The 20002-nt window shown below is 52.6% G+C and carries 16 protein-coding genes and 1 tRNA gene; 7 read left to right on the forward strand and 10 right to left on the reverse strand.

Going from position 1 to position 20002, the window contains the following annotated elements; genetic code table 11:
- Positions 1-74 precede the first annotated feature (74 nt).
- From HV037_RS14910 to HV037_RS14920, 3 genes are all read left to right on the forward strand, one after another.
- Positions 75-1139: an acyltransferase family protein gene (locus HV037_RS14910; protein WP_103283722.1), complete on the forward strand. Its 1065-nt coding sequence runs from the start codon at positions 75-77 to the stop codon at positions 1137-1139.
- Between the two features lie 118 nt (positions 1140-1257).
- Entirely contained in the window at positions 1258-4704 is a 3447-nt protein-coding gene (gene mfd, locus HV037_RS14915; RefSeq protein ID WP_049270539.1) for a transcription-repair coupling factor, read from the forward strand.
- 148 nt (positions 4705-4852) lie between these two features.
- A complete protein-coding gene (locus tag HV037_RS14920; protein ID WP_016156209.1) occupies positions 4853-5818 on the forward strand; it encodes a L,D-transpeptidase family protein in 966 nt (321 codons plus the stop codon).
- Positions 5819-5902: 84 nt separating this feature from the next.
- Here HV037_RS14920 and bhsA read toward each other — a convergent pair whose 3' ends face one another.
- On the reverse strand, positions 5903-6160 hold the full coding sequence (gene bhsA / locus HV037_RS14925) for a multiple stress resistance protein BhsA (RefSeq protein ID WP_029139491.1): 258 nt from the start codon (positions 6158-6160) through the stop codon (positions 5903-5905).
- A gap of 243 nt (positions 6161-6403) precedes the next feature.
- On the opposite strand from bhsA, the gene comR reads away from it, so the two are divergent.
- Positions 6404-7039, forward strand: coding sequence for a TetR family copper-responsive transcriptional repressor ComR (gene comR / locus HV037_RS14930; protein WP_016156207.1), 636 nt, complete (start codon positions 6404-6406; stop codon positions 7037-7039).
- 254 nt (positions 7040-7293) lie between these two features.
- A complete protein-coding gene (locus HV037_RS14935; RefSeq protein WP_019076496.1) occupies positions 7294-9474 on the forward strand; it encodes a TonB-dependent siderophore receptor in 2181 nt (726 codons plus the stop codon).
- Between the two features lie 57 nt (positions 9475-9531).
- On the opposite strand, the gene HV037_RS14940 is transcribed toward HV037_RS14935, so the two are convergent.
- From HV037_RS14940 to hinT, 8 genes are all read right to left on the reverse strand, one after another.
- Positions 9532-10071 carry a glycine zipper 2TM domain-containing protein gene (locus tag HV037_RS14940; RefSeq protein WP_003030814.1) on the reverse strand — a complete coding sequence of 180 codons (540 nt, stop codon included), beginning with the start codon at positions 10069-10071 and terminating at the stop codon, positions 9532-9534.
- Positions 10072-10238: 167 nt separating this feature from the next.
- The gene (ndh, locus tag HV037_RS14945) at positions 10239-11543 is read right to left on the reverse strand and encodes an NADH-quinone dehydrogenase (RefSeq protein ID WP_049270533.1); all 1305 of its coding nucleotides are present in this window, start codon (positions 11541-11543) and stop codon (positions 10239-10241) included.
- Positions 11544-11779: 236 nt separating this feature from the next.
- Positions 11780-12322: an alpha/beta hydrolase YcfP gene (gene ycfP, locus HV037_RS14950; RefSeq protein WP_003030817.1), complete on the reverse strand. Its 543-nt coding sequence runs from the start codon at positions 12320-12322 to the stop codon at positions 11780-11782.
- A 21-nt stretch (positions 12323-12343) separates the two neighbouring features.
- Positions 12344-13369: a beta-N-acetylhexosaminidase gene (nagZ, locus tag HV037_RS14955; RefSeq protein ID WP_016152675.1), complete on the reverse strand. Its 1026-nt coding sequence runs from the start codon at positions 13367-13369 to the stop codon at positions 12344-12346.
- A 10-nt stretch (positions 13370-13379) separates the two neighbouring features.
- Positions 13380-14204: a thiamine kinase gene (gene thiK, locus HV037_RS14960; RefSeq protein WP_049270530.1), complete on the reverse strand. Its 825-nt coding sequence runs from the start codon at positions 14202-14204 to the stop codon at positions 13380-13382.
- Positions 14185-14826: a penicillin-binding protein activator LpoB gene (lpoB, locus tag HV037_RS14965; RefSeq protein WP_016152673.1), complete on the reverse strand. Its 642-nt coding sequence runs from the start codon at positions 14824-14826 to the stop codon at positions 14185-14187. The genes thiK and lpoB overlap by 20 nt, the downstream gene beginning before the upstream one ends.
- A 13-nt stretch (positions 14827-14839) precedes the next feature.
- Positions 14840-15214, reverse strand: a complete 375-nt coding sequence (locus tag HV037_RS14970; RefSeq protein WP_019076489.1) for a YcfL family protein — start codon at positions 15212-15214, stop codon at positions 14840-14842.
- A gap of 2 nt (positions 15215-15216) precedes the next feature.
- Positions 15217-15576: a purine nucleoside phosphoramidase gene (gene hinT, locus HV037_RS14975; RefSeq protein WP_016156204.1), complete on the reverse strand. Its 360-nt coding sequence runs from the start codon at positions 15574-15576 to the stop codon at positions 15217-15219.
- Positions 15577-15924: 348 nt separating this feature from the next.
- Here hinT and fhuE point away from each other — a divergent pair, with 348 nt between their 5' ends.
- On the forward strand, positions 15925-18111 hold the full coding sequence (fhuE, locus tag HV037_RS14980) for a ferric-rhodotorulic acid/ferric-coprogen receptor FhuE (RefSeq protein ID WP_103283721.1): 2187 nt from the start codon (positions 15925-15927) through the stop codon (positions 18109-18111).
- A gap of 98 nt (positions 18112-18209) precedes the next feature.
- On the opposite strand, the gene HV037_RS14985 is transcribed toward fhuE, so the two are convergent.
- Positions 18210-18285: transfer RNA gene (locus HV037_RS14985), tRNA-Asn, on the reverse strand.
- Positions 18286-18445: 160 nt separating this feature from the next.
- On the opposite strand from HV037_RS14985, the gene HV037_RS14990 reads away from it, so the two are divergent.
- On the forward strand, positions 18446-19933 hold the full coding sequence (locus tag HV037_RS14990) for an EmmdR/YeeO family multidrug/toxin efflux MATE transporter (protein WP_278085702.1): 1488 nt from the start codon (positions 18446-18448) through the stop codon (positions 19931-19933).
- The last annotated feature ends 69 nt before the right edge of the window (positions 19934-20002 follow it).

The following is a 20002-nucleotide window of genomic DNA, read 5'->3' on the forward strand; positions in this document are numbered from 1 at the left end:
AGTTACGCATTACAGCGCACGGCGGGTTGCGCAGGATGGCAGGCTATTGCAATCAATATGGATGCGCCGTCTCAATGAATAAAAAAGAACTATGGATTAATCAAATCAAGGGGTTATGCATTTGCCTGGTAGTGATTTACCACTCGGTGATCACATTTTACCCGCACCTCACCACTTTTCAGCATCCACTGTCAGAGGTGTTGAGCAAATGCTGGATTTACCTCAATTTGTACCTGGCACCGTTTCGCATGCCGGTGTTTTTCTTTATTTCGGGGTATCTGATCCGCCGCTACATCGATAACGTCCCGTGGACAACCTGCGTGGATAAACGGATCTGGAGTATCGCCTGGGTGCTTGTGCTTTGGGGAGTGGTGCAATGGCTGGCGTTGGTGGCGCTCAATAACTGGCTCGCCCCGCAGCGCGATCTGACCCATGCCGCCAACGCCGCTTATGCGGATTCGATTGCGGATTTTACCCACGGGATGCTGACCGCCAGCACCAGCCTGTGGTATCTGTACGCGCTGATTGTCTATTTTGTTCTGTGTAAAATTTTCAGCCGTTGGGCGATGCCGCTGTTAGCGTTATTTGTGGCGCTGAGCGTGGCGATCAATTTTTTCCCGACCCCGTGGTGGGGAATGAACAGCGTGATTCGCAATTTGCCCTGGTATAGCCTCGGCGCATGGTTTGGCGCAACGCTGATGGCGTGGATCAAGGAGGTGCCCCTGCGCCGTCATGCGGTCATTGTTCTGGGTTGCACAATCGTCGCCGTCGTCGCGTGGCTGGCAAATGTCTCGCTATTGCTTTCTCTCCTTTCCATTGTGTTGATCATGAAGCTGTTTTATCAGTTCGAGCTCCACTTTGGCATGCGCGCATCCAGTCCGTTAAGCGTGATTGGCGCCAATACCATCGCCATCTACACCACTCACCGTATTCTGGTTGAGCTGTTCAGCTTAACGCTTATCCCCAAAATCAATCATGCCGCCTGGCCTGCATACGCGGAGCTGGCCCTGCTACTGGTGTATCCGTTCGCCTGTCTGCTGCTGTGCACCCTGTTTGGCCTGCTGGTGCGTAAGATTTCACAAAAAACCGCGGCCGATCTGCTCTTTTCCCCGCCCTCTTTATCGCTCGCCTCGCGCTAACCCCTTCGCGCTTTTTGCCCCCATTCGGGGGCGAATCAATTTGCTTATGAGAAACGATCACGGATAATAAAGAACATTGCTTATCAGATGTATATCTAAACGAGATCCTGACAACCGAATGCCTGAACAACATCGTTACACGCTCCCAACGGGCGCTTCCGATCAGCGCCAGTTGGGTGAGCTTACGGGTGCCGCCTGCGCAACGCTGGTCGCCGAAATCGCCGAACGTCACGCGGGTCCAGTGGTGCTGATCGCGCCGGACATGCAAAATGCTTTGCGTCTGCATGATGAAATTCGTCAGTTTACTGACCAGATGGTGATGAACCTGCCCGACTGGGAAACGCTTCCCTATGACAGCTTTTCTCCCCATCAGGAGATTATCTCCTCACGGCTCTCCACGCTGTATCAACTGCCTGCCATGCAACGCGGTGTGCTGATCGTTCCGGTAAATACGCTGATGCAGCGTGTCTGTCCGCACAGCTATCTGCACGGTCATGCGCTGGTCATGAAAAAAGGCCAGCGGCTTTCGCGCGACGCCCTGCGCGAACAACTGGACAGTGCTGGCTACCGCCATGTTGATCAGGTCATGGAACACGGCGAATACGCCACGCGTGGCGCGTTGTTAGATCTGTTCCCGATGGGCAGCGAATTGCCTTATCGTCTGGATTTCTTTGATGACGAAATCGACAGCCTGCGTCTGTTTGATACTGACACTCAGCGCACGCTGGAAGAAGTCGATGCCATTAATTTGCTGCCCGCACACGAATTCCCGACTGACAAAACGGCCATCGAGCTGTTCCGTAGTCAGTGGCGTGATACGTTTGAGGTAAAACGCGACGCCGAGCATATTTATCAACAGGTCAGCAAAGGCACGTTACCTACGGGGATTGAATACTGGCAACCGCTGTTTTTCAGCGAGCCTCTGCCGCCGCTGTTCAGCTACTTCCCCGCCAATACGTTATTAGTAAATACTGGCGATATCGAGACCAGCGCTGCACGCTTCCAGGCCGATACCCTGTCACGCTTTGAGAATCGCGGCGTTGATCCGATGCGCCCGCTTCTGCCACCGGAATCGCTGTGGCTGCGGGTTGATGAGCTGTTTTCTGAACTTAAACGCTGGCCGCGTGTTCAGTTGAAAACCGAGAGTCTGCCGAAGAAAGCGGCGAATACCAACCTCGGGTTCCAGAAACTGCCGGATATCGCCGTTCAGGCACAGCAAAAAGCACCGTTAGATGCATTACGTAAATTCCTTGAAGGCTTTACCGGTCCGGTAATTTTCTCGGTGGAAAGTGAAGGACGCCGGGAAGCACTAGGCGAACTGCTCGCCCGCATCAAAGTCGCGCCGAAGCGGATATTGCGACTCGACGAAGCCGTAGACAACGGTCGTTATCTGATGATTGGCTCAGCCGAGCACGGCTTCATCGATAGCAAACGCAATCTGGCGCTGATTTGTGAAAGCGATCTGCTCGGTGAACGCGTGGCGCGTCGCCGCCAGGATTCTCGTCGCACCATCAACCCGGATACGTTAATTCGTAACCTCGCGGAGCTACATCCCGGTCAGCCAGTGGTGCATCTGGAGCACGGCGTGGGTCGCTATGCAGGTATGACCACGCTGGAAGCAGGCGGCATTACCGGTGAATACCTGATGCTCACCTATGCCAACGACGCCAAACTGTACGTGCCGGTGTCGTCGCTGCATCTGATAAGCCGCTACGCCGGCGGCGCGGAAGAGAATGCGCCGCTGCATAAACTGGGCGGTGATGCCTGGTCACGCGCCCGACAGAAAGCCGCTGAGAAAGTCCGCGATGTCGCGGCAGAGCTGCTGGATATTTATGCCCAGCGCGCAGCGAAAGAAGGCTTTGCCTTTAAACATGACCGTGAACAGTACCAGCTGTTTTGCGACAGCTTCCCGTTTGAAACCACGCCCGACCAGGCGCAGGCGATCAACGCGGTACTCAGCGATATGTGTCAACCGCTGGCCATGGACCGCCTGGTGTGTGGTGATGTCGGCTTTGGTAAAACCGAAGTCGCGATGCGTGCCGCCTTCCTCGCCGTAGAGAATCACAAGCAGGTTGCCGTGTTGGTACCGACCACCCTGCTCGCTCAGCAGCACTTCGACAACTTCCGCGACCGCTTTGCCAACTGGCCGGTACGCATTGAGATGCTGTCCCGTTTCCGTAGCGCCAAAGAGCAAGCGCAGATTCTGGAGCAGGTTGCCGAAGGTAAAATCGATATTCTCATCGGCACTCACAAACTGCTGCAAGCGGATGTGAAGCTAAAAGATCTGGGGCTGCTGATTGTCGATGAAGAGCACCGTTTCGGCGTTCGCCACAAAGAACGTATCAAGGCAATGCGCGCGGATGTGGATATTCTGACTCTGACGGCAACGCCAATTCCGCGCACGCTCAACATGGCGATGAGCGGCATGCGCGATCTGTCGATCATCGCCACACCGCCCGCTCGTCGTCTGGCGGTCAAAACCTTTGTGCGCGAATATGACAACCTGGTGGTACGCGAGGCTATCCTGCGTGAAGTTATGCGCGGGGGACAAGTTTATTATCTCTTTAACGACGTCGAAAATATCCAGAAAACCGCTGACAGATTAGCGGAACTGGTGCCGGAAGCGCGCATTGGTATCGGCCACGGGCAAATGCGCGAGCGCGAGCTGGAACGCGTGATGAACGATTTCCACCACCAGCGTTTTAACGTGCTGGTGTGTACCACCATTATCGAAACCGGGATCGACATTCCCACTGCCAACACCATCATCATTGAACGAGCTGACCACTTCGGTTTAGCGCAATTGCATCAGCTACGGGGTCGTGTGGGACGCTCACACCATCAGGCATACGCCTGGCTGCTAACGCCGCATCCAAAAGCGATGACCACCGACGCACAAAAACGCCTGGAAGCCATCGCCTCACTGGAAGATTTAGGTGCAGGTTTTGCGCTGGCGACCCACGACCTCGAAATTCGCGGCGCAGGGGAACTGCTGGGCGAAGATCAAAGTGGCTCCATGGAAAGCATCGGTTTCTCACTGTATATGGAGCTGCTGGAAAACGCTGTCGATGCGCTCAAAGAAGGGCGTGAACCGTCGCTGGAAGATCTCACCAGCCAGCAAACCGAAGTCGAACTGCGCATGCCATCGCTTCTGCCGGATAACTATATCCCGGATGTCAACACGCGACTGTCGTTCTACAAGCGCATTGCCAGTGCGAAAGGCGAAACCGAGCTGGAAGAAATTAAGGTCGAGCTGATAGACCGTTTTGGCCTGCTGCCCGACCCGGCCCGGACGTTGCTGGATATTGCCCGTTTACGCCAGCAGGCGCAGAAACTGGGGATCAGAAAGCTCGAAGGCAATGAAAAAGGCGGTACTATTGAGTTTGCCGAGAAAAACCATGTTAACCCAGTCTGGCTAATTGGTTTACTGCAAAAACAACCGCAGCACTTCCGTCTGGATGGTCCAACACGCCTGAAATTCATGCAGGAATTGGGCGAGCGTAAAGCACGGATCGACTGGGTTCGCCAGTTTATGCGCCAGCTTGAAGAGAACGCCATAGCCTAGCGTCAAGCCGGGTGAGCCCTCCGCTCACCCGGCCTGATGAATTTACAAACTCTTTGCACTTCCCTGCACTTCCCGACACTGCAAACCGCCATAATTCTTGTTTACTTTTACATAATAAAAACCACGTAAAAACAATGGATTTATGGTGATGTTAAACAATAAACGACTCTCTCGCTGGTTAGCATTTTTTACGCTTGCCGCGACCTTCGCGTTAGCACTTCCGGCCCAGGCAAATACCTGGCCGCTGCCGCCACCGGGAAGCCGCGTGGTGGGTCAGAATGCCGTTCATGTTGTCGAAGACAATGGCGGTTCTCTGGAAGCGATTGCGAAAAAATACAATGTCGGCTTTCTGGCGCTGCTACAGGCCAACCCCGGCGTTGACCCTTACGTACCACGACCTGGCAGCGTGTTGACTATTCCGTTGCAAACCCTGCTGCCGGACGCGCCGCGCGAAGGCATTGTTATCAACCTCGCCGAACTGCGTCTTTATTATTACCAGCCAGGGACAAATTCGGTGACCGTGTATCCTATTGGTATTGGCCAGTTAGGCGGTGACACGCTGACGCCCACAATGGTAACCACCATCTCTGATAAACGTGCCAACCCGACCTGGACGCCTACGGCAAATATCCGCGCGCGATACAAAGCGAACGGGATCGACCTTCCTGCCGTGGTGCCTGCCGGGCCGGATAACCCGATGGGCCATCATGCCATTCGCTTAGCGGCATACGGCGGTGTGTACCTGCTGCACGGAACTAATGCTGACTTTGGCATCGGAATGCGCGTCAGTTCCGGCTGTATTCGTCTACGCGACGGTGATATCGAAACCCTTTTCCGTCAGGTGAAGCCAGGAACCAAGGTCAATATTATCAATACGCCAATCAAAGCATCTGTTGAACCTAACGGCGTGCGCCTGGTTGAAGTGCACCAGCCGTTGTCCGAAAAAATCAATGACGACCCGCAATTGCTGCCGATCGTGCTGAACGCATCCATGCAGACGTTTAAGAATGCGGCGCAAACGGACTCTGCCGTCATGGAACATGCGATGGAGATTCGCTCAGGCATGCCGGTCGATGTCACCCGTCATCACGACGTTGCTCAACAACCGCTGTAAACTCAGCGCATAAAAAACCCCCGCTGGATTTTATTCCGCGGGGGTTTTTATATAACTCGCAGTGGCATTGCGATGGGTTAAATCTTATTTGTAGATAACTGCAGTCCCGTGGAGGGTGTTAGGACCGGTAACAGAAGTAATACGGAAAGACTTCGCCCCCATCTCATCCGCTTTCTGCGCCAGTTGATCTTCCAGAGAACCTAAGTTAGTCCCCGCATTCGCAGAAATAGTACCGACTTTCTGTTGGCCCGCAGGTGTGGCCTGAACTTCAACGGCAGCAAAGCTTGCAAATGAGAGTGAGCTAAGAACAGCAGCAACAAACAGAGTTTTTACGTTTTTCATGATAGTGACCTTTAGCAGATGAATGTGTGTCGCAAATATTAACTTAACGATCGATAGGTAAATCATAGATGTGATCCAGGTCACACGTCAACATTTTTTTATAATGATCGTTATATAAAATACAAAGACCTTATTTTTCATATCAATAGCGTTAAATTATTTTTATCGCTAATCCGCTGGAGTGTGCAGTCGAATATTTTTATAATGGTTATTCAATAAACCCAACAAAGGTACATCGGCGCCATGACAACTGAAATGACAGGTTGTGCTAAAAAAAGCCGTGGCCGACCAAAAGTGTTCGACAGGGAAGCCGCGCTTGATAAGGCCATGACACTCTTCTGGCAGCACGGGTATGAAGCGACATCGCTCGCCGATCTCGTAGAAGCAACCGGCGCAAAAGCGCCCACGCTGTATGCGGAGTTCACCAATAAAGAGGGGTTGTTTCGTGCCGTACTGGACCGCTACATCACCCGCTTCGCGGCGAAACATGAAGCCCAGTTATTTTGTGAAGAAAAAAGTCTTGAGTGCGCGCTGGAAGACTATTTCACCGCAATAGCGACCTGCTTTACCAGTAAAGACACCCCGGCGGGATGTTTCATGATTAACACATCCGCGACACTGGCGGCCTCCTCCCGGGATATTGCGCACACGGTGAAATCCCGCCATGCCATGCAGGAACAGACGCTTACCCAGTTCCTTCACCAGCGCCAGCAACGAGGCGAAATTCCGGCCCATTGCGATGTACAAAAACTGGCCGAATACCTGAACTGTATTTTACAGGGTATGTCGATCAGCGCCCGTGAAGGCGCAACGTTTGAAAAACTGATGCAGATCGCACACACGACTCTGCGACTGTGGCCTGAACTTATCAAAGTTTAACCCTTTCCCGCTATTTCCCCGCAGTACTGACACCACCGGGAGCTGATCAAGCCCCCGGTTAAATTCCCGCGGATTACCCCTACATTATTCAGTGTTTTCATCATCTTATCCGATCATTTTTTGTAAAATGTATTGATAACAACAATTATTATCAGCAATATTCGCATTTGTTTTAACGCCTGTTTCACAATGTAACTATCGGTTTCTCTACCGCCATAACAAAAACAGATCGACTCTTTTTAAAAGGAATACAAATGCATAAGCGTCTCTGGGTGCTCAATCCTCTCTTGTTGTCTTTAACTCTCCCAGCCATCGCGGCTGAGGAAGATAACCTCATCGTCAGTGCCAACCGTAGTCAACGCACCGTGGCAGAAATGGCGCAAACGACCTGGGTTATTGAAGGAAGTGAGATTGAACAGCAGGTTCAGGGGGGGAAAGAGTTCAAAGATGTTCTTGCTCAGTTAATCCCAGGAATCGATGTCAGCAGCCAGGGGCGCACAAACTACGGCATGAATATGCGCGGTCGTGCCATCGTAGTACTGATAGACGGTGTCCGTCTGAACTCCTCGCGTACTGACAGTCGTCAACTTGATTCTATTGATCCGTTTAACATCGCACACATTGAAGTCATCTCGGGTGCAACCTCACTGTATGGCGGCGGCAGTACCGGTGGGTTAATCAACATTGTCACCAAAAAAGGCCAGCCGGAGCGTGAAGTTGAACTCGAACTGGGGAGTAAAAGCGGCTTCAATAACAGTAACGATCATGATGAACGCGTTGCTGCGGCGGTGAGCGGAGGAACCGATCGCGCTTCCGGGCGCATGTCCGTCGCGTATCAACGGTTTGGCGGCTGGTATGACGGCAATCACGATGCCCTGCTGCTGGATAACACCCAAACCGGCCTGCAGCACTCCGATCGTCTGGACGTGATGGGCACCGGAACGATTGAGCTTGACGACAACCGTCAGTTACAACTGGTTACGCAGTATTATAAGAGCCAGGGGGATGACGATTACGGACTGGATCTTGGCGAGAACATGTCCGCCGTGACGGGAAACGGTAAGGCTTATACCAGCAGCGGACTGAATTCCGATCGTATTCCCGGCACCGAGCGTCATCTGATCAGCCTGCAGTATTCAGACGCGGATTTCTTCGGCCAGAACCTGGTCAGCCAAATCTATTACCGTGACGAATCGCTGAAATTCTACCCCTTCCCTACGCTGAGCAAAGGCAAGGTCACCAGTTTCTCCGCATCGCAGCAGGACACAGACCAGTTTGGTGCCAAAATCACCCTCAACAGCCAGCTGATGGACAACTGGGAGCTGACGTGGGGAGTCGATGCCGATCACGAAACCTTCGATTCCAATCAGAAATTCTTCGATCTGGCCTGGTCCCTGCCCTCCGGCGGTATGGACAACCGAACCGCTTATACCACCGGGCGTTACCCCGGTTACAGCATCACCAACTTCGCGCCTTTCCTGCAGAACAGCTATGACATTAACGACATCTTTACCCTCAGCGGCGGTGTGCGCTATCAATGGACCGAAAACAGGGTGGATGATTTCGTTGGCTATGCCCAACAACAGGGAATTGCCACCGGCCTGGCAAACTCCGCCGATACCATTCCTGGCGGTAAAACCGATTACGATAATTTCCTGTTTAACGCCGGTATCCTCGCCCACCTGACCGACCGTCAGCAGACGTGGTTTAACTTCTCTCAGGGCGTGGAGCTTCCGGACCCGGGGAAATATTACGGTAACGGCACCTATTCCCTGGTTGGCGATCATTACCAGCTCCAGCGCAGCGTCAACGTGGCGGACTCACGCCTGGAGGGGATTAAAGTTAACTCCTACGAACTGGGATGGCGCTACACTGGCGACAGTCTGCGCACGCAGCTGGCCGCTTACTACTCTACTTCGGATAAATCGATCGTTATCAACCGCAGCGATATGACCATTAACGTCCAGCCCGACGATCGCCGTATTTATGGCCTTGAAGGTGCGGTGGATTATTTCATTGCGGATACGGACTGGAGTCTGGGCGGCAACTTCAACGTCATTAAATCGGAAGTGAAGCAAAACGGTAAGTGGCAGAAATGGGATGTCACCCTGGCTTCCCCGTCCAAAGCCACCGCGTGGGTCGGCTGGGCACCTGAACCGTGGACATTGCGCGTACAGAGCCAGCAAACATTTGATCTGACGGACGCCAGCGGCAATAAGCTGGACGGCTATAACACGATGGACTTTATCGGCAGCTATCAGCTCCCGTTGGGTAAACTGACCTTTAGCGTGGAAAACCTGCTGAATGAAGAATACACCACGCTGTGGGGACAACGTGCGCCACTACTGTACAGCCCAACCTACGGTAGCCCGTCACTGTATGAATACAAGGGCCGGGGCCGCACGTTTGGTCTGAACTACGCCTTAACCTTCTGATAAAAAAAGCCCCCCAGCCTGAGCGAATGGGGGGCTAATGTTCAGGATAATGCTATTTTACGCTTTGTTATTCAGTACCAACTGTCCGTTGTTATCCAACGGAATTTGCGCGCCGGGGTCCTTATCCATACGGATTTTCCCCTGCTGATCGCCAATTTTGTACGTCACGTCGTAGCCCAGCATTTTTTCAGATTTGTCATACACCGTTTTACAACGCTGCTGCGTAGTAGTGTACGTATCATTTTCCTGCATCGAACCCTGGATCTGGTTACCTGCATAACCGCCGCCTAAAGCACCGGCCACGGTAGCAATATCTTTACCGCGTCCGCCGCCAAACTGATGGCCGATAACGCCACCAGCAACCGCACCCAGCACGGAACCCGCGATACGGTTTTCATCTTGTACCGGCTTACGGTGCGTGACCGTCACATTCCGACACTCCTGGCGCGGTGTTTTTACCGACTCTTTAATCGGTGTTGCAGAGACAACTTGTGCATACTGTGGGCCACGCTCGAAAACGTTAAGACTGGCCACCGCTGCAACACCCAGCGCAGCAGCTACGCCAATCCCTATACCCGCCAACATAGATTTATTCACGGGACTTCCTCCTTTTTTGCTATTAGCAACAACTTTGCAACAGAAGGTAAAGAATGCCAATCAGATTACGGATGAAAATAGCACGAGGAGGAGCGAAGGCAGGATGATTCGGAGAACTCTGAAGGAAGGCGCCGGATAAGTACAAACATCCGACGCCATAAGCCGTATTAATGCAGTTTCAGACGCGGGCGGATCACCCGGTTAATGCTGCCAACCAGCATCATCAGACCGGTTTTAAAGTAACCGTGCAGAGCAATCTGGTGCATGCGGTACAGTGAGATGTACACAAAGCGCGCAATACGCCCTTCTACCATCATCGAACCACGGGTCAAGTTACCCATCAGGCTACCCACGGTAGAGAAGTTAGAAAGTGAAACCAGAGAGCCGTGGTCTTTGTACTGATAGGCTTTCAGCGGCTTGCCGTTTATCTGCGCCAAAATGTTGTTCATTGCGCAGCTTGCCATCTGGTGCGCAGCCTGAGCGCGCGGCGGCACAAAACCACCTTCCGGGCGAGCGCAGGAAGCGCAGTCGCCAATCGCGTACACGTCGGGATCGCACGTGGTCTGCAGAGTCGGCTCAACCACCAGTTGGTTAATACGATTGGTTTCCAGACCGCCAATGTCTTTCATAAAGTCTGGCGCTTTGATCCCCGCAGCCCACACCATCAGATCGGCTTCAATGTACTCGCCATCCTTGGTATGCAGTCCGCCTTCATCAGCGCTGGTTACCATCGTCTGGGTCAGTACGCGTACGCCCAGTTTGGTTAACTCATTATGCGCAGCACTGGAAATACGCGGCGGCAACGCAGGCAGAATACGCTCCCCGGCTTCTACCAGCGTAACGTTCAGCGCTTCGTTGGTCAGCCCTTTGTAACCATAGCTGTGCAGCTGTTTTACCGCATTGTGCAGCTCGGCTGAGAGTTCAACCCCCGTCGCACCGCCGCCGACAATGGCGATATTTACTTTGCCATTAGCGCCCAGATTCGCGGAATACTTCAGGAACAGATTCAGCATCTCCTGGTGGAAACGACGCGCCTGATGCGGGTTATCCAGGAAAATGCAGTTTTCTTTGACGCCCGGCGTATTGAAATCGTTGGAGGTACTACCCAACGCCATCACCAGCGTGTCATACGGGACTTTGCGCTCAGGAACCAGCAGCTCGCCCTTCTCATCGCGCAGCTCGGCAAGAGTAATGGTTTTCGCTTCGCGATCGATATCCACCACCGAACCTAACTGAAACTGGAAACCGTGGTTACGGGCATGCGCCAGATAGCTCAGCGCATCCACGCCTTCGTCCAGGGAACCCGTCGCGACTTCATGCAGTAACGGTTTCCATAAATGGCTGTGGTTTCTGTCCACCAGCGTGATTTTGGCCTTTTTCTTGCGCCCCAGCTTTTTACCCAGCTGAGTCGCCATTTCCAGTCCGCCAGCACCGCCGCCGACAATCACGATTCTTTTTAATGGTGTAGTCAACGTGACCCCCTTAAATTTATTAACCAATTGTTAACTAAAAGTTATAGGCATAGCCTTTAATTAACAACAAGTTACGATAATGAAAATGTTCTTCGAGAGTGAGAATAACACGAACGGTGCATTGGTCATACCAAAATTGATGTGTATCAAGTTTTGATGCTGAAAAGATAGACAACACGAACTTTAAGAACAAAAAAACCAGCCCGAAGGCTGGTTTTTTAAACGTTCATTGAGGATTAACCTAACGTCTTGAACGCTTTGATGCGCTGCAAATGCGGGGAGATATTCTTAAACTTGTGCGTCTGCTCTTCGTCCCAGACTATCTCGTAAAAGTGATGCAGCTCTTCTGACGAACGCTGACTATTGAGCGCTTCATCATGACGTGACAGGATCACCAGGCAGCGATCGCGATTCTTTTCGCGGAAATTGGTCACGCATTTTGTCGCGATATCGGCATACTCTTCAGGCCTGTCGATTTTTCCTTCCATGTTCTCATACGGGAACAGGTTGGGATTAAACACTACCTGACGAATATCACACAGGAAACCAATCCGTTCAGCCCAATATCCCCCGAGCCCCACGCCACAAATCAGCGGACGGTCGTCCACATTAAGCTGCAGCATTTTGTCCACTTCCTTCAGTAGATGCTGCATGTCATGTTTAGGATGCCGCGTACTGTAGCTAATCAGCCTGACATCCGGGTCGATGAACTGCAGCTGCAACACCTTTTCGTGGTTGCCCGGGCTGTTAGAGTCAAAACCGTGTAAATAGATAATCATCGCATCCTCGCCAAACTTGCGTTAATGACCTGCTTTCTCTTCCTGCCAGCGCTCATGAAGCTGGTTGAGCTGGGCGCTTACCGTCTTCCAGCGTGCCGAGTCCATCAGTTCCTGACGTGAAAATGAACCTTTATGATACAAACGTGTAACACGTTCTGCATTGATCGGCGACAGATTATCTAACACACTGACCGCGCCTTTACGATTATTGCAGACCAGGATCATATCGCAACCCGCATCCAGCGATGCCTGACCACGCTCCGCATAGCTTCCCATAATCGCCGCCCCTTCCATCGACAAATCATCGGAGAAAATGACGCCATCGAAACCAAGCTCCTGACGCAGCACCGTTTTCAGCCAGTGTGGCGAACCGCTCGCCGGACGCGGGTCCACGTCACTGTAGATGACATGCGCAGGCATAATGGCATCGAGTTTGTTTTCCGTAATCAATGTCTGGAACACGGACATATCTTTTGCACGAATTTCGGCTTCTGAACGTGGATCGGTTGGGGTTTCTTTATGCGAATCCGCCGTCACTGCCCCATGCCCGGGGAAATGTTTACCGGTAGTTTTCATGCCAGCAGCATGCATACCGTCAATGAAGCGGGTCGCCATAGCCAGCGCTTTCCGCGGATCGGCATGGTAAGAGCGTTCGCCAATCGCCGCGCTGATATGCCCCACATCCAGCACCGGCGCAAAACTGATATCTATATCCATTGCGATCATTTCGCTGGCCATTAGCCATCCGGCGTCCTGAGCCAGATTGCCGCCGTCTTCCAGACCGTGCAGTGCTGCAAAGGATTGGGCCGCAGGCAGACGCGTAAATCCTTCGCGAAAACGCTGTACCCTGCCGCCTTCCTGATCTACCGCCACCACCAGATGATTGCGTGATGCCGCGCGAATCTGGCGCACTAATTCACGCAACTGTTCCGGGTCATGATAATTTCGGGTAAAGAGGATCAACCCACCTACCAGCGGATGCGCCAGAATCTCACGCTCTTCAGCGTCCAGCTCATACCCTTCGACATCCAACATTACTGGGCCCACACTGCTCTCCTTATCCTTTCATTATTAGCTGCCGCCAGGTTTCATCGGCCAGCCTGATAAATTGTCGATCGCCGGTTTGTCGCCAGCGATACTCAAACCACCCCGCTTTCAGCATTATGACCCAGGGCCGCCATCGTCTGACCTGCCGCCACAGCGCGTTTTGTTCAATGTGCGCTCGTTGGGCGTAGGCGCTAACCAGCCGTTGGTGCTGAGATTCGTCGTTGACCCAAACCGCCGCCAGCTCCAGAGCGATATCACCGTCCCCGGCATATTCCCAGTCAATCAGCCGCAGCCCTGATGCTGTACGTACGATGTTGTCACCGTGGACATCCATATGCAGAGGTCCCAAACGCAAAGGTCGAGGCTCACCGCTTTTCCTGAGCCGCTTCAACGCTCGCAACCAGCATGGCGTGCGACGCGCCGGATCGCCACACTGCCAGTACTGTTCGAGTAGCGGCAGCAGACTGATTCGCCAGCCCAATTGGGGTTGTTGGTGCAGATGATACAATAAGCCAGCGAGTTCGTCGGCGTCCGGCAATCTGGATTCTACCTTACCGTGAAAAAAGTCGACCGCCATCCACCCACGTATATAAAAGCGGGGGCGCGGCGCAAGGCTTTCAGGCAGGTGCTTTAACGCGTGATAGTGGCGTAAGAAATGCGATTCCGGCGCGTCAGAGTCGTGATGACAGCGCAACACTAAGCGGTGGGTATCATGTTCGATGATGCAGCTCCCGCCGCTCAGGCCGCTCTGGTTGGCTACGACGGGATGATACTGCGGGAAATAGCGCGACAACACCTCGTCGCGCGTTAGCCGGTTATTGTTGCTGTACGGCACCTTTACCTGACCAGATTATCTCGCCAGTTTGTACCAGCATTAATTGCATTTGCAGCGCCGGCGAATTGACGTTGCCGGAGGCGCTGGAATAGAGCACATACTGTGCGCCAACGTTACGGGCGATACCAATCGCTTTGCTGCGCGTTCCCAGACTGTCGTTCGGCGACAAACCTAACTGCTGTTTGGCGACAGCCAACTGCTGGGCGGAAACCAGGGTAAACTTGCCGTTATTCGCCAGCGCGTTCCTCAAGGTCTCGGTGGCTTCACCGGCGTTCAACGAGCCATTGGTCCGGTTATTCACGCTATCAACCAGCAGAACGCCTCCCGCTTTGACGCCGTCAGCCTGCAGCATTTTACCGACCATCGGCTGCATAGCCCCGTTCCAGTCATAATGACGTTGACGCGGCGTCGGCTGCGCCGTTTGGTCCTCGTGCTCAATCGGCCCCGGCTGCTGCGGTATGCTTGGCACCGTTGGTACAACCGGCACCGGCTGTTGCGGCTGCGCGGGCTGTTCCGGCACTGGCTTCACTTCCTCTACGGGTGCGGGCTCACGTTGCGCCACACAGCCAGAGAGAAACATCGCCAGCGCGGCAATCAGTGCGTAGCGATTCATTTTGATCATCAAGATTCACCCCTTACAAATAAAGATAAAGTCTAACCTTGTGCGCCCCCAGAAAATTGGCGCTGCCGTACAGCGTCACCGACGAATGAGCCGGGATAGTCACGCTGCGTGGCGCTTCCAGAGGATGCATTTCCAGTCCTCTGGCGTCATACCAGTAAAACCGATAATGAACGGTAACGGGTTCTTGTCTTTCGTTATAAAGTCGCGAGGATGCTGAGGCCTGAATATCAGACGTGGTTAACGTCGGCTGTTCTGCTGTAATGCCCGACGCCAGAATCGTTGATTCCATCACCAGCGACTGTTCATCACTTACCGGAATTTCAGGATGTGCCCGACAGCCAGCCAGTAGCAGCAAGCTCAGTGAAAGTGCAATGCATCCTCTGGTCATGCTTACAGACCTTTATGCGCAAGCATTGGACCAAGCGCACGTCCACCCAGCAGGTGCATATGAATGTGATACACCTCCTGACCGCCGTGACGATTGGTATTCATAATTAAACGATACCCATCCGCAGCAATGCCTTCCTGCTCGGCGATTTTCGCCGCTACGGTGATCATGCGACCCAACGCCTGCTCGTGTTCCGCCGTCACATCGTTGACGGTCGGGATCAGGACGTTAGGAATGATCAGAATGTGCGTAGGTGCCTGAGGGGAAATATCACGAAACGCAGTGACCAGTTCATCCTGGTACACGATATCTGACGGAATTTCACGACGGATAATTTTGCTGAATATAGTTTCTTCTGCCACGACGTTTTCCTTTTTCATTAACAGCCCAAGCGTTATGCCATGCTACGCTGGGTCACTCTGCGAGTATAGAGTATGAGCGAGTTACTCACGCTCTTTCAACTTTAACCCTCGATTTTTTAAGCAAAAAGCCCTGCCACTGCTGTTCTTATAACCATTTCCCGTCGCTATTGCTGAAGCATAGTACTGAAACAACATTTCACTTATGCCGTAGCATCTGTTTACATATTGAATGTGAATGCTTATATTTCGCATTTGCATTCGCGTGCGAGCTTAATAATTTACAACCAAAGGGTTCATCACAACCTCAGTGATTCGAACTTAATATTAATAATTATCAAGGACTTTTCGATGTCTTTCACAACACACAACGGGGATGACCAACGCCAACCGGGGCTTGCCCCTTCTGTACTGGCAGCCTGCATCACGTTAGCACTATTGCCTTCCACCAGCCTCGCAGCCCCTGCTGAAGAGACGGTTATCGTTGAAGGCTCTGCTCCAGCTACATCCAGCGAGGAGCAGGATTACAGCGTTAAATCAACGACTGCTGGCACCAAAATGCAGATGACGCAGCGCGATATTCCGCAATCGGTCAGTATTATCAGTCAGCAGCGCATGGAAGATCAGCAACTGCAAACGCTGGGCGATGTGATGGACAACACGTTGGGGATAAGCAGAAGTCAGGCGGATTCAGATCGCAGTAGCTATTACTCTCGCGGATTTCAGATTGATAACTACATGGTCGATGGGATTCCGACCTATTTTGAATCCCGCTGGAATCTCGGTGATGCCCTTTCCGACACGGCCCTTTTTGAGCGTGTCGAAGTTGTCCGTGGCGCAAACGGGCTAATGACCGGGACGGGTAACCCCTCAGCCTCGATTAATATGATCCGTAAGCATGCCACCAGCCGCGAGTTCACCGGTAATGTTTCTGCGGAATATGGCAGTTGGAATAAACAACGATATGTGACCGATCTGCAAAGCCCGCTCACGGCAGACGGCAACGTGCGCGGGCGCATCGTGGCGGGCTACCAGAATAACGACGCCTGGCTTGATCGCTACAATAGCGAAAAAATGTTCTTCTCCGGGATTGTCGATGCCGATCTGGGCGACACCACCAGCCTGTCTGCGGGTTATGAATACCAGCGCATTGATATCAACAGCCCAACCTGGGGTGGATTGCCGCGCTGGAATACCGACGGCAGCAAAAACAGCTATGACCGCTCGCGCAGCACTGCGCCGGACTGGGCGTACAACGATAAAGACTTCAACAAAGTGTTTGTCACCATCAAGCAACGTTTTGCCGATACCTGGCAGGCGACCATGAATGCCACCCACTCCGAGGTCAAGTTTGACAGTAAAATGATGTACGTCGATGCCTATGTCAATAAAGCCGATGGTACGCTGATTGGCCCGTATAGCAGCTATGGTCCGGGCTATGAATACGTCGGAGGTACCGGCTGGAACAGCGGCAAGCGTAAGGTAGATGCCGTCGATCTGTTCGCCGACGGCGGTTACGACCTGTTTGGTCGTCAGCATAATCTGATGCTGGGCGGCAGCTACAGCAAACAGAATAACCGTTACGAAAGCGCGTGGGCGAACGTATTCCCCAACGAAATCGACAGTTTCTATACCTTCGATGGTAACTTCCCGGAAACCAACTGGAACCCGCAGTCATTGGCCCAGGACGATACCACGCACATGAAATCGCTCTACGCCGCAACACGTATTTCGCTGGCCGACCCACTGCATTTGATTGTCGGCGCGCGTTATACCAACTGGCGTATCGACACCCTCGCCTACAGCATGGAACAAAACCACACCACGCCGTATGCGGGCCTGGTGTATGACATTGACGATAACTGGTCTACGTACGCCAGCTATACCTCAATCTTTCAGCCGCAGAACAAGCGCGACAGTTCCGGTAAATATCTTTCCCCAATTACCGGCAATAACTATGAACTTGGCCTGAAGTCCGACTGGATGAACAGCCGTTTAACCACCACCCTCGCGGTGTTCCGCATTGAACAGGATAACGTGGGCCAATCAACCGGCGTACCAATTGCCGGTAGCAATGGCGACACGTCCTATAGAGCGATGGATGGAACGGTCAGCAAAGGGGTCGAATTCGAAGTTAACGGTGCGATCACCGATAACTGGCAGATGACGTTCGGCGCGACACGCTATGTTGCTGAAGACAACGAAGGCAATGCGGTAAACCCGAACCTACCGCGTACCACAGTAAAACTCTTTACCCGTTATCGCCTGCCAGCCATGCCGGAACTGACCGTGGGTGGTGGGGTTAACTGGCAGAATCGTGTTTATAGCGATACGGTCACGCCGTATGGCACATTCCGCGCGGAACAGGGAAGCTACGCCCTGGTCGATTTATTCACTCGCTATCAGGTGACGAAAAACTTCTCTGTGCAGGGTAACCTCAATAACCTGTTCGATAAAACCTACGACACCAATGTCGACGGATCTATCGTCTATGGCGAGCCGCGCAACGTCAGCGTCACCGCCAGCTATCAGTTCTGATTCGAAACACATCACGCTCCACCTGCTCGTCAGGTGGATGCACTGGACTGAGAAAACAAAAAGCCCGCTTAAGTTTCCTTAAGCGGGCTTCTTAAATATGGCTCCTCTGACTGGACTCGAACCAGTGACATACGGATTAACAGTCCGCCGTTCTACCGACTGAACTACAGAGGAATCGTTGTGGAGGCTTATCTTAGCGGCGAAAAAATTTTTGTCAAACCCCATTTCCCCGAATAAGTTTCAATTGATGCTTCTCTCGACAGTTTGTTGCATTTCCAGACATTTTAAATGGAAAAAACTTTGCAGCTTTTTGGATTCTCCCTCATCATTTGAAATGAGGTTTCAACTTTCTTCTTTAAGGTCCACTTTGAACGTCTCCGCTGCCTTACGCCAGGTCGCTTCCCGCACGCCCTGGTATGCTAAACGCAAGAGTTATAAGGTTCTCTTTTGGCGCGAAATCACTCCGCTTGCGGTCCCCATTTTTCTGGAAAACACCTGTGTGCTGTTGATGGGCGTACTGAGTACCTTCCTTGTTAGCTGGTTGGGAAAAGAAGCAATGGCTGGCGTTGGTCTCGCCGACAGTTTCAACATGGTCATCATGGCGTTTTTTGCCGCCATCGATCTGGGAACCACGGTGGTGGTAGCATTTAGCCTGGGAAAACGAGATCGTCGACGGGCAAGGTCAGCAGCCAGACAATCGCTGGTGATCATGACGATTTTTGCTACCGTGCTGGCAGCGGTCATTCACTATTTTGGTGAACAGATTATTGACGTTGTCGCCGGTGAAGCAACTCCCGACGTTAAGGCTTTGGCACTCACCTATCTGGAGCTAACGGTGCTCAGCTACCCGGCGGCAGCCATTGCTTTGATCGGTAGCGGCGCACTTCGCGGAGCCGGAAATACCAAAATTCCGCTGTTGATTAATGGCGGTATGAATATCCTAAATATCATCATCAGCAGCATCCTGATCTACGGGGTCTTTTCCTGGCAAGGGCTGGGATTTGTGGGGGCAGGACTCGGGCTGACCATTTCACGCTACATCGGTGCGTTCGCCATTATCTGGGTGCTGATGATTGGTTTTAATCCGGCGCTGCGAATTCCCTTCAAAAGCTATTTTAAGCCGCTCAATCTCGCCATTATCTGGGAAGTTATGGGGATCGGTATTCCGGCAAGTATTGAGTCAGTGCTATTTAATGGCGGTAAACTGTTAACGCAAATGTTTGTCTCCGGCATGGGAACCAGCGTAATTGCCGGAAACTTCATTGCCTTTTCTATCGCCGCGCTCATCAACCTGCCGGGGAATGCTTTAGGCTCCGCGTCGACAATCATTACCGGCAGGCGTCTGGGAAATGGTCAGATTGCCCAAGCGGAAATCCAGTTACGCCATATATTCTGGCTATCAACAATCGGCTTAACCGCCATCGCCTGGCTAACCGCCCCTTTTGCCGGCGTTATGGCCTCATTTTATACCCACGATCAGGATGTAAAAGAGGTCATAGTCATCCTAATTTGGCTCAACGCAGCGTTTATGCCGATATGGGCAGCATCCTGGGTGCTACCATCAGGGTTTAAGGGCGCGCGTGATGTGCGTTTTGCGATGTGGGTATCGATGTTGGGCATGTGGGGCTGTCGCGTTGTGGCGGGTTACACGTTGGGAATCGTATTAGGATGGGGTGTAGTCGGCGTTTGGTTAGGGATGTTCTTCGACTGGGCCGTGCGCGCCGCGTTATTTTACTGGCGTATGGTTACAGGCCGCTGGTTATGGAAATACCCTCGTCCCGAGCGTGAAAAGTGCATAAAACAACCGGTTGCGTCTGAATAAGCGGCGAAATGGGGAATATTTCAGCAAACGATCGCATTTATCTATTCAGGCTTTGACAACGCTGAGTGG

Origin of the sequence: Citrobacter sp. RHBSTW-00017, from assembly GCF_013797615.1 — a bacterium.
In the GTDB taxonomy this organism is placed as follows: Bacteria; Pseudomonadota; Gammaproteobacteria; order Enterobacterales; family Enterobacteriaceae; genus Citrobacter; species Citrobacter braakii.

Excerpts from the sequence above, each read along its gene's own strand:
- HV037_RS14910 (WP_103283722.1), top strand. The coding sequence starts at position 75 with ATGAATAAAAAAGAACTATGGATTAATCAAATCAAGGGGTTATGCATT.
- mfd (WP_049270539.1), top strand. The coding sequence starts at position 1,258 with ATGCCTGAACAACATCGTTACACGCTCCCAACGGGCGCTTCCGATCAG.
- HV037_RS14920 (WP_016156209.1), top strand. The coding sequence starts at position 4,853 with ATGTTAAACAATAAACGACTCTCTCGCTGGTTAGCATTTTTTACGCTT.
- bhsA (WP_029139491.1), bottom strand. The coding sequence starts at position 6,160 with ATGAAAAACGTAAAAACTCTGTTTGTTGCTGCTGTTCTTAGCTCACTC.
- comR (WP_016156207.1), top strand. The coding sequence starts at position 6,404 with ATGACAACTGAAATGACAGGTTGTGCTAAAAAAAGCCGTGGCCGACCA.
- HV037_RS14935 (WP_019076496.1), top strand. The coding sequence starts at position 7,294 with ATGCATAAGCGTCTCTGGGTGCTCAATCCTCTCTTGTTGTCTTTAACT.
- ycfP (WP_003030817.1), bottom strand. The coding sequence starts at position 12,322 with ATGATTATCTATTTACACGGTTTTGACTCTAACAGCCCGGGCAACCAC.
- lpoB (WP_016152673.1), bottom strand. The coding sequence starts at position 14,826 with ATGATCAAAATGAATCGCTACGCACTGATTGCCGCGCTGGCGATGTTT.
- HV037_RS14970 (WP_019076489.1), bottom strand. The coding sequence starts at position 15,214 with ATGACCAGAGGATGCATTGCACTTTCACTGAGCTTGCTGCTACTGGCT.
- fhuE (WP_103283721.1), top strand. The coding sequence starts at position 15,925 with ATGTCTTTCACAACACACAACGGGGATGACCAACGCCAACCGGGGCTT.
- HV037_RS14990 (WP_278085702.1), top strand. The coding sequence starts at position 18,446 with ATGAGGTTTCAACTTTCTTCTTTAAGGTCCACTTTGAACGTCTCCGCT.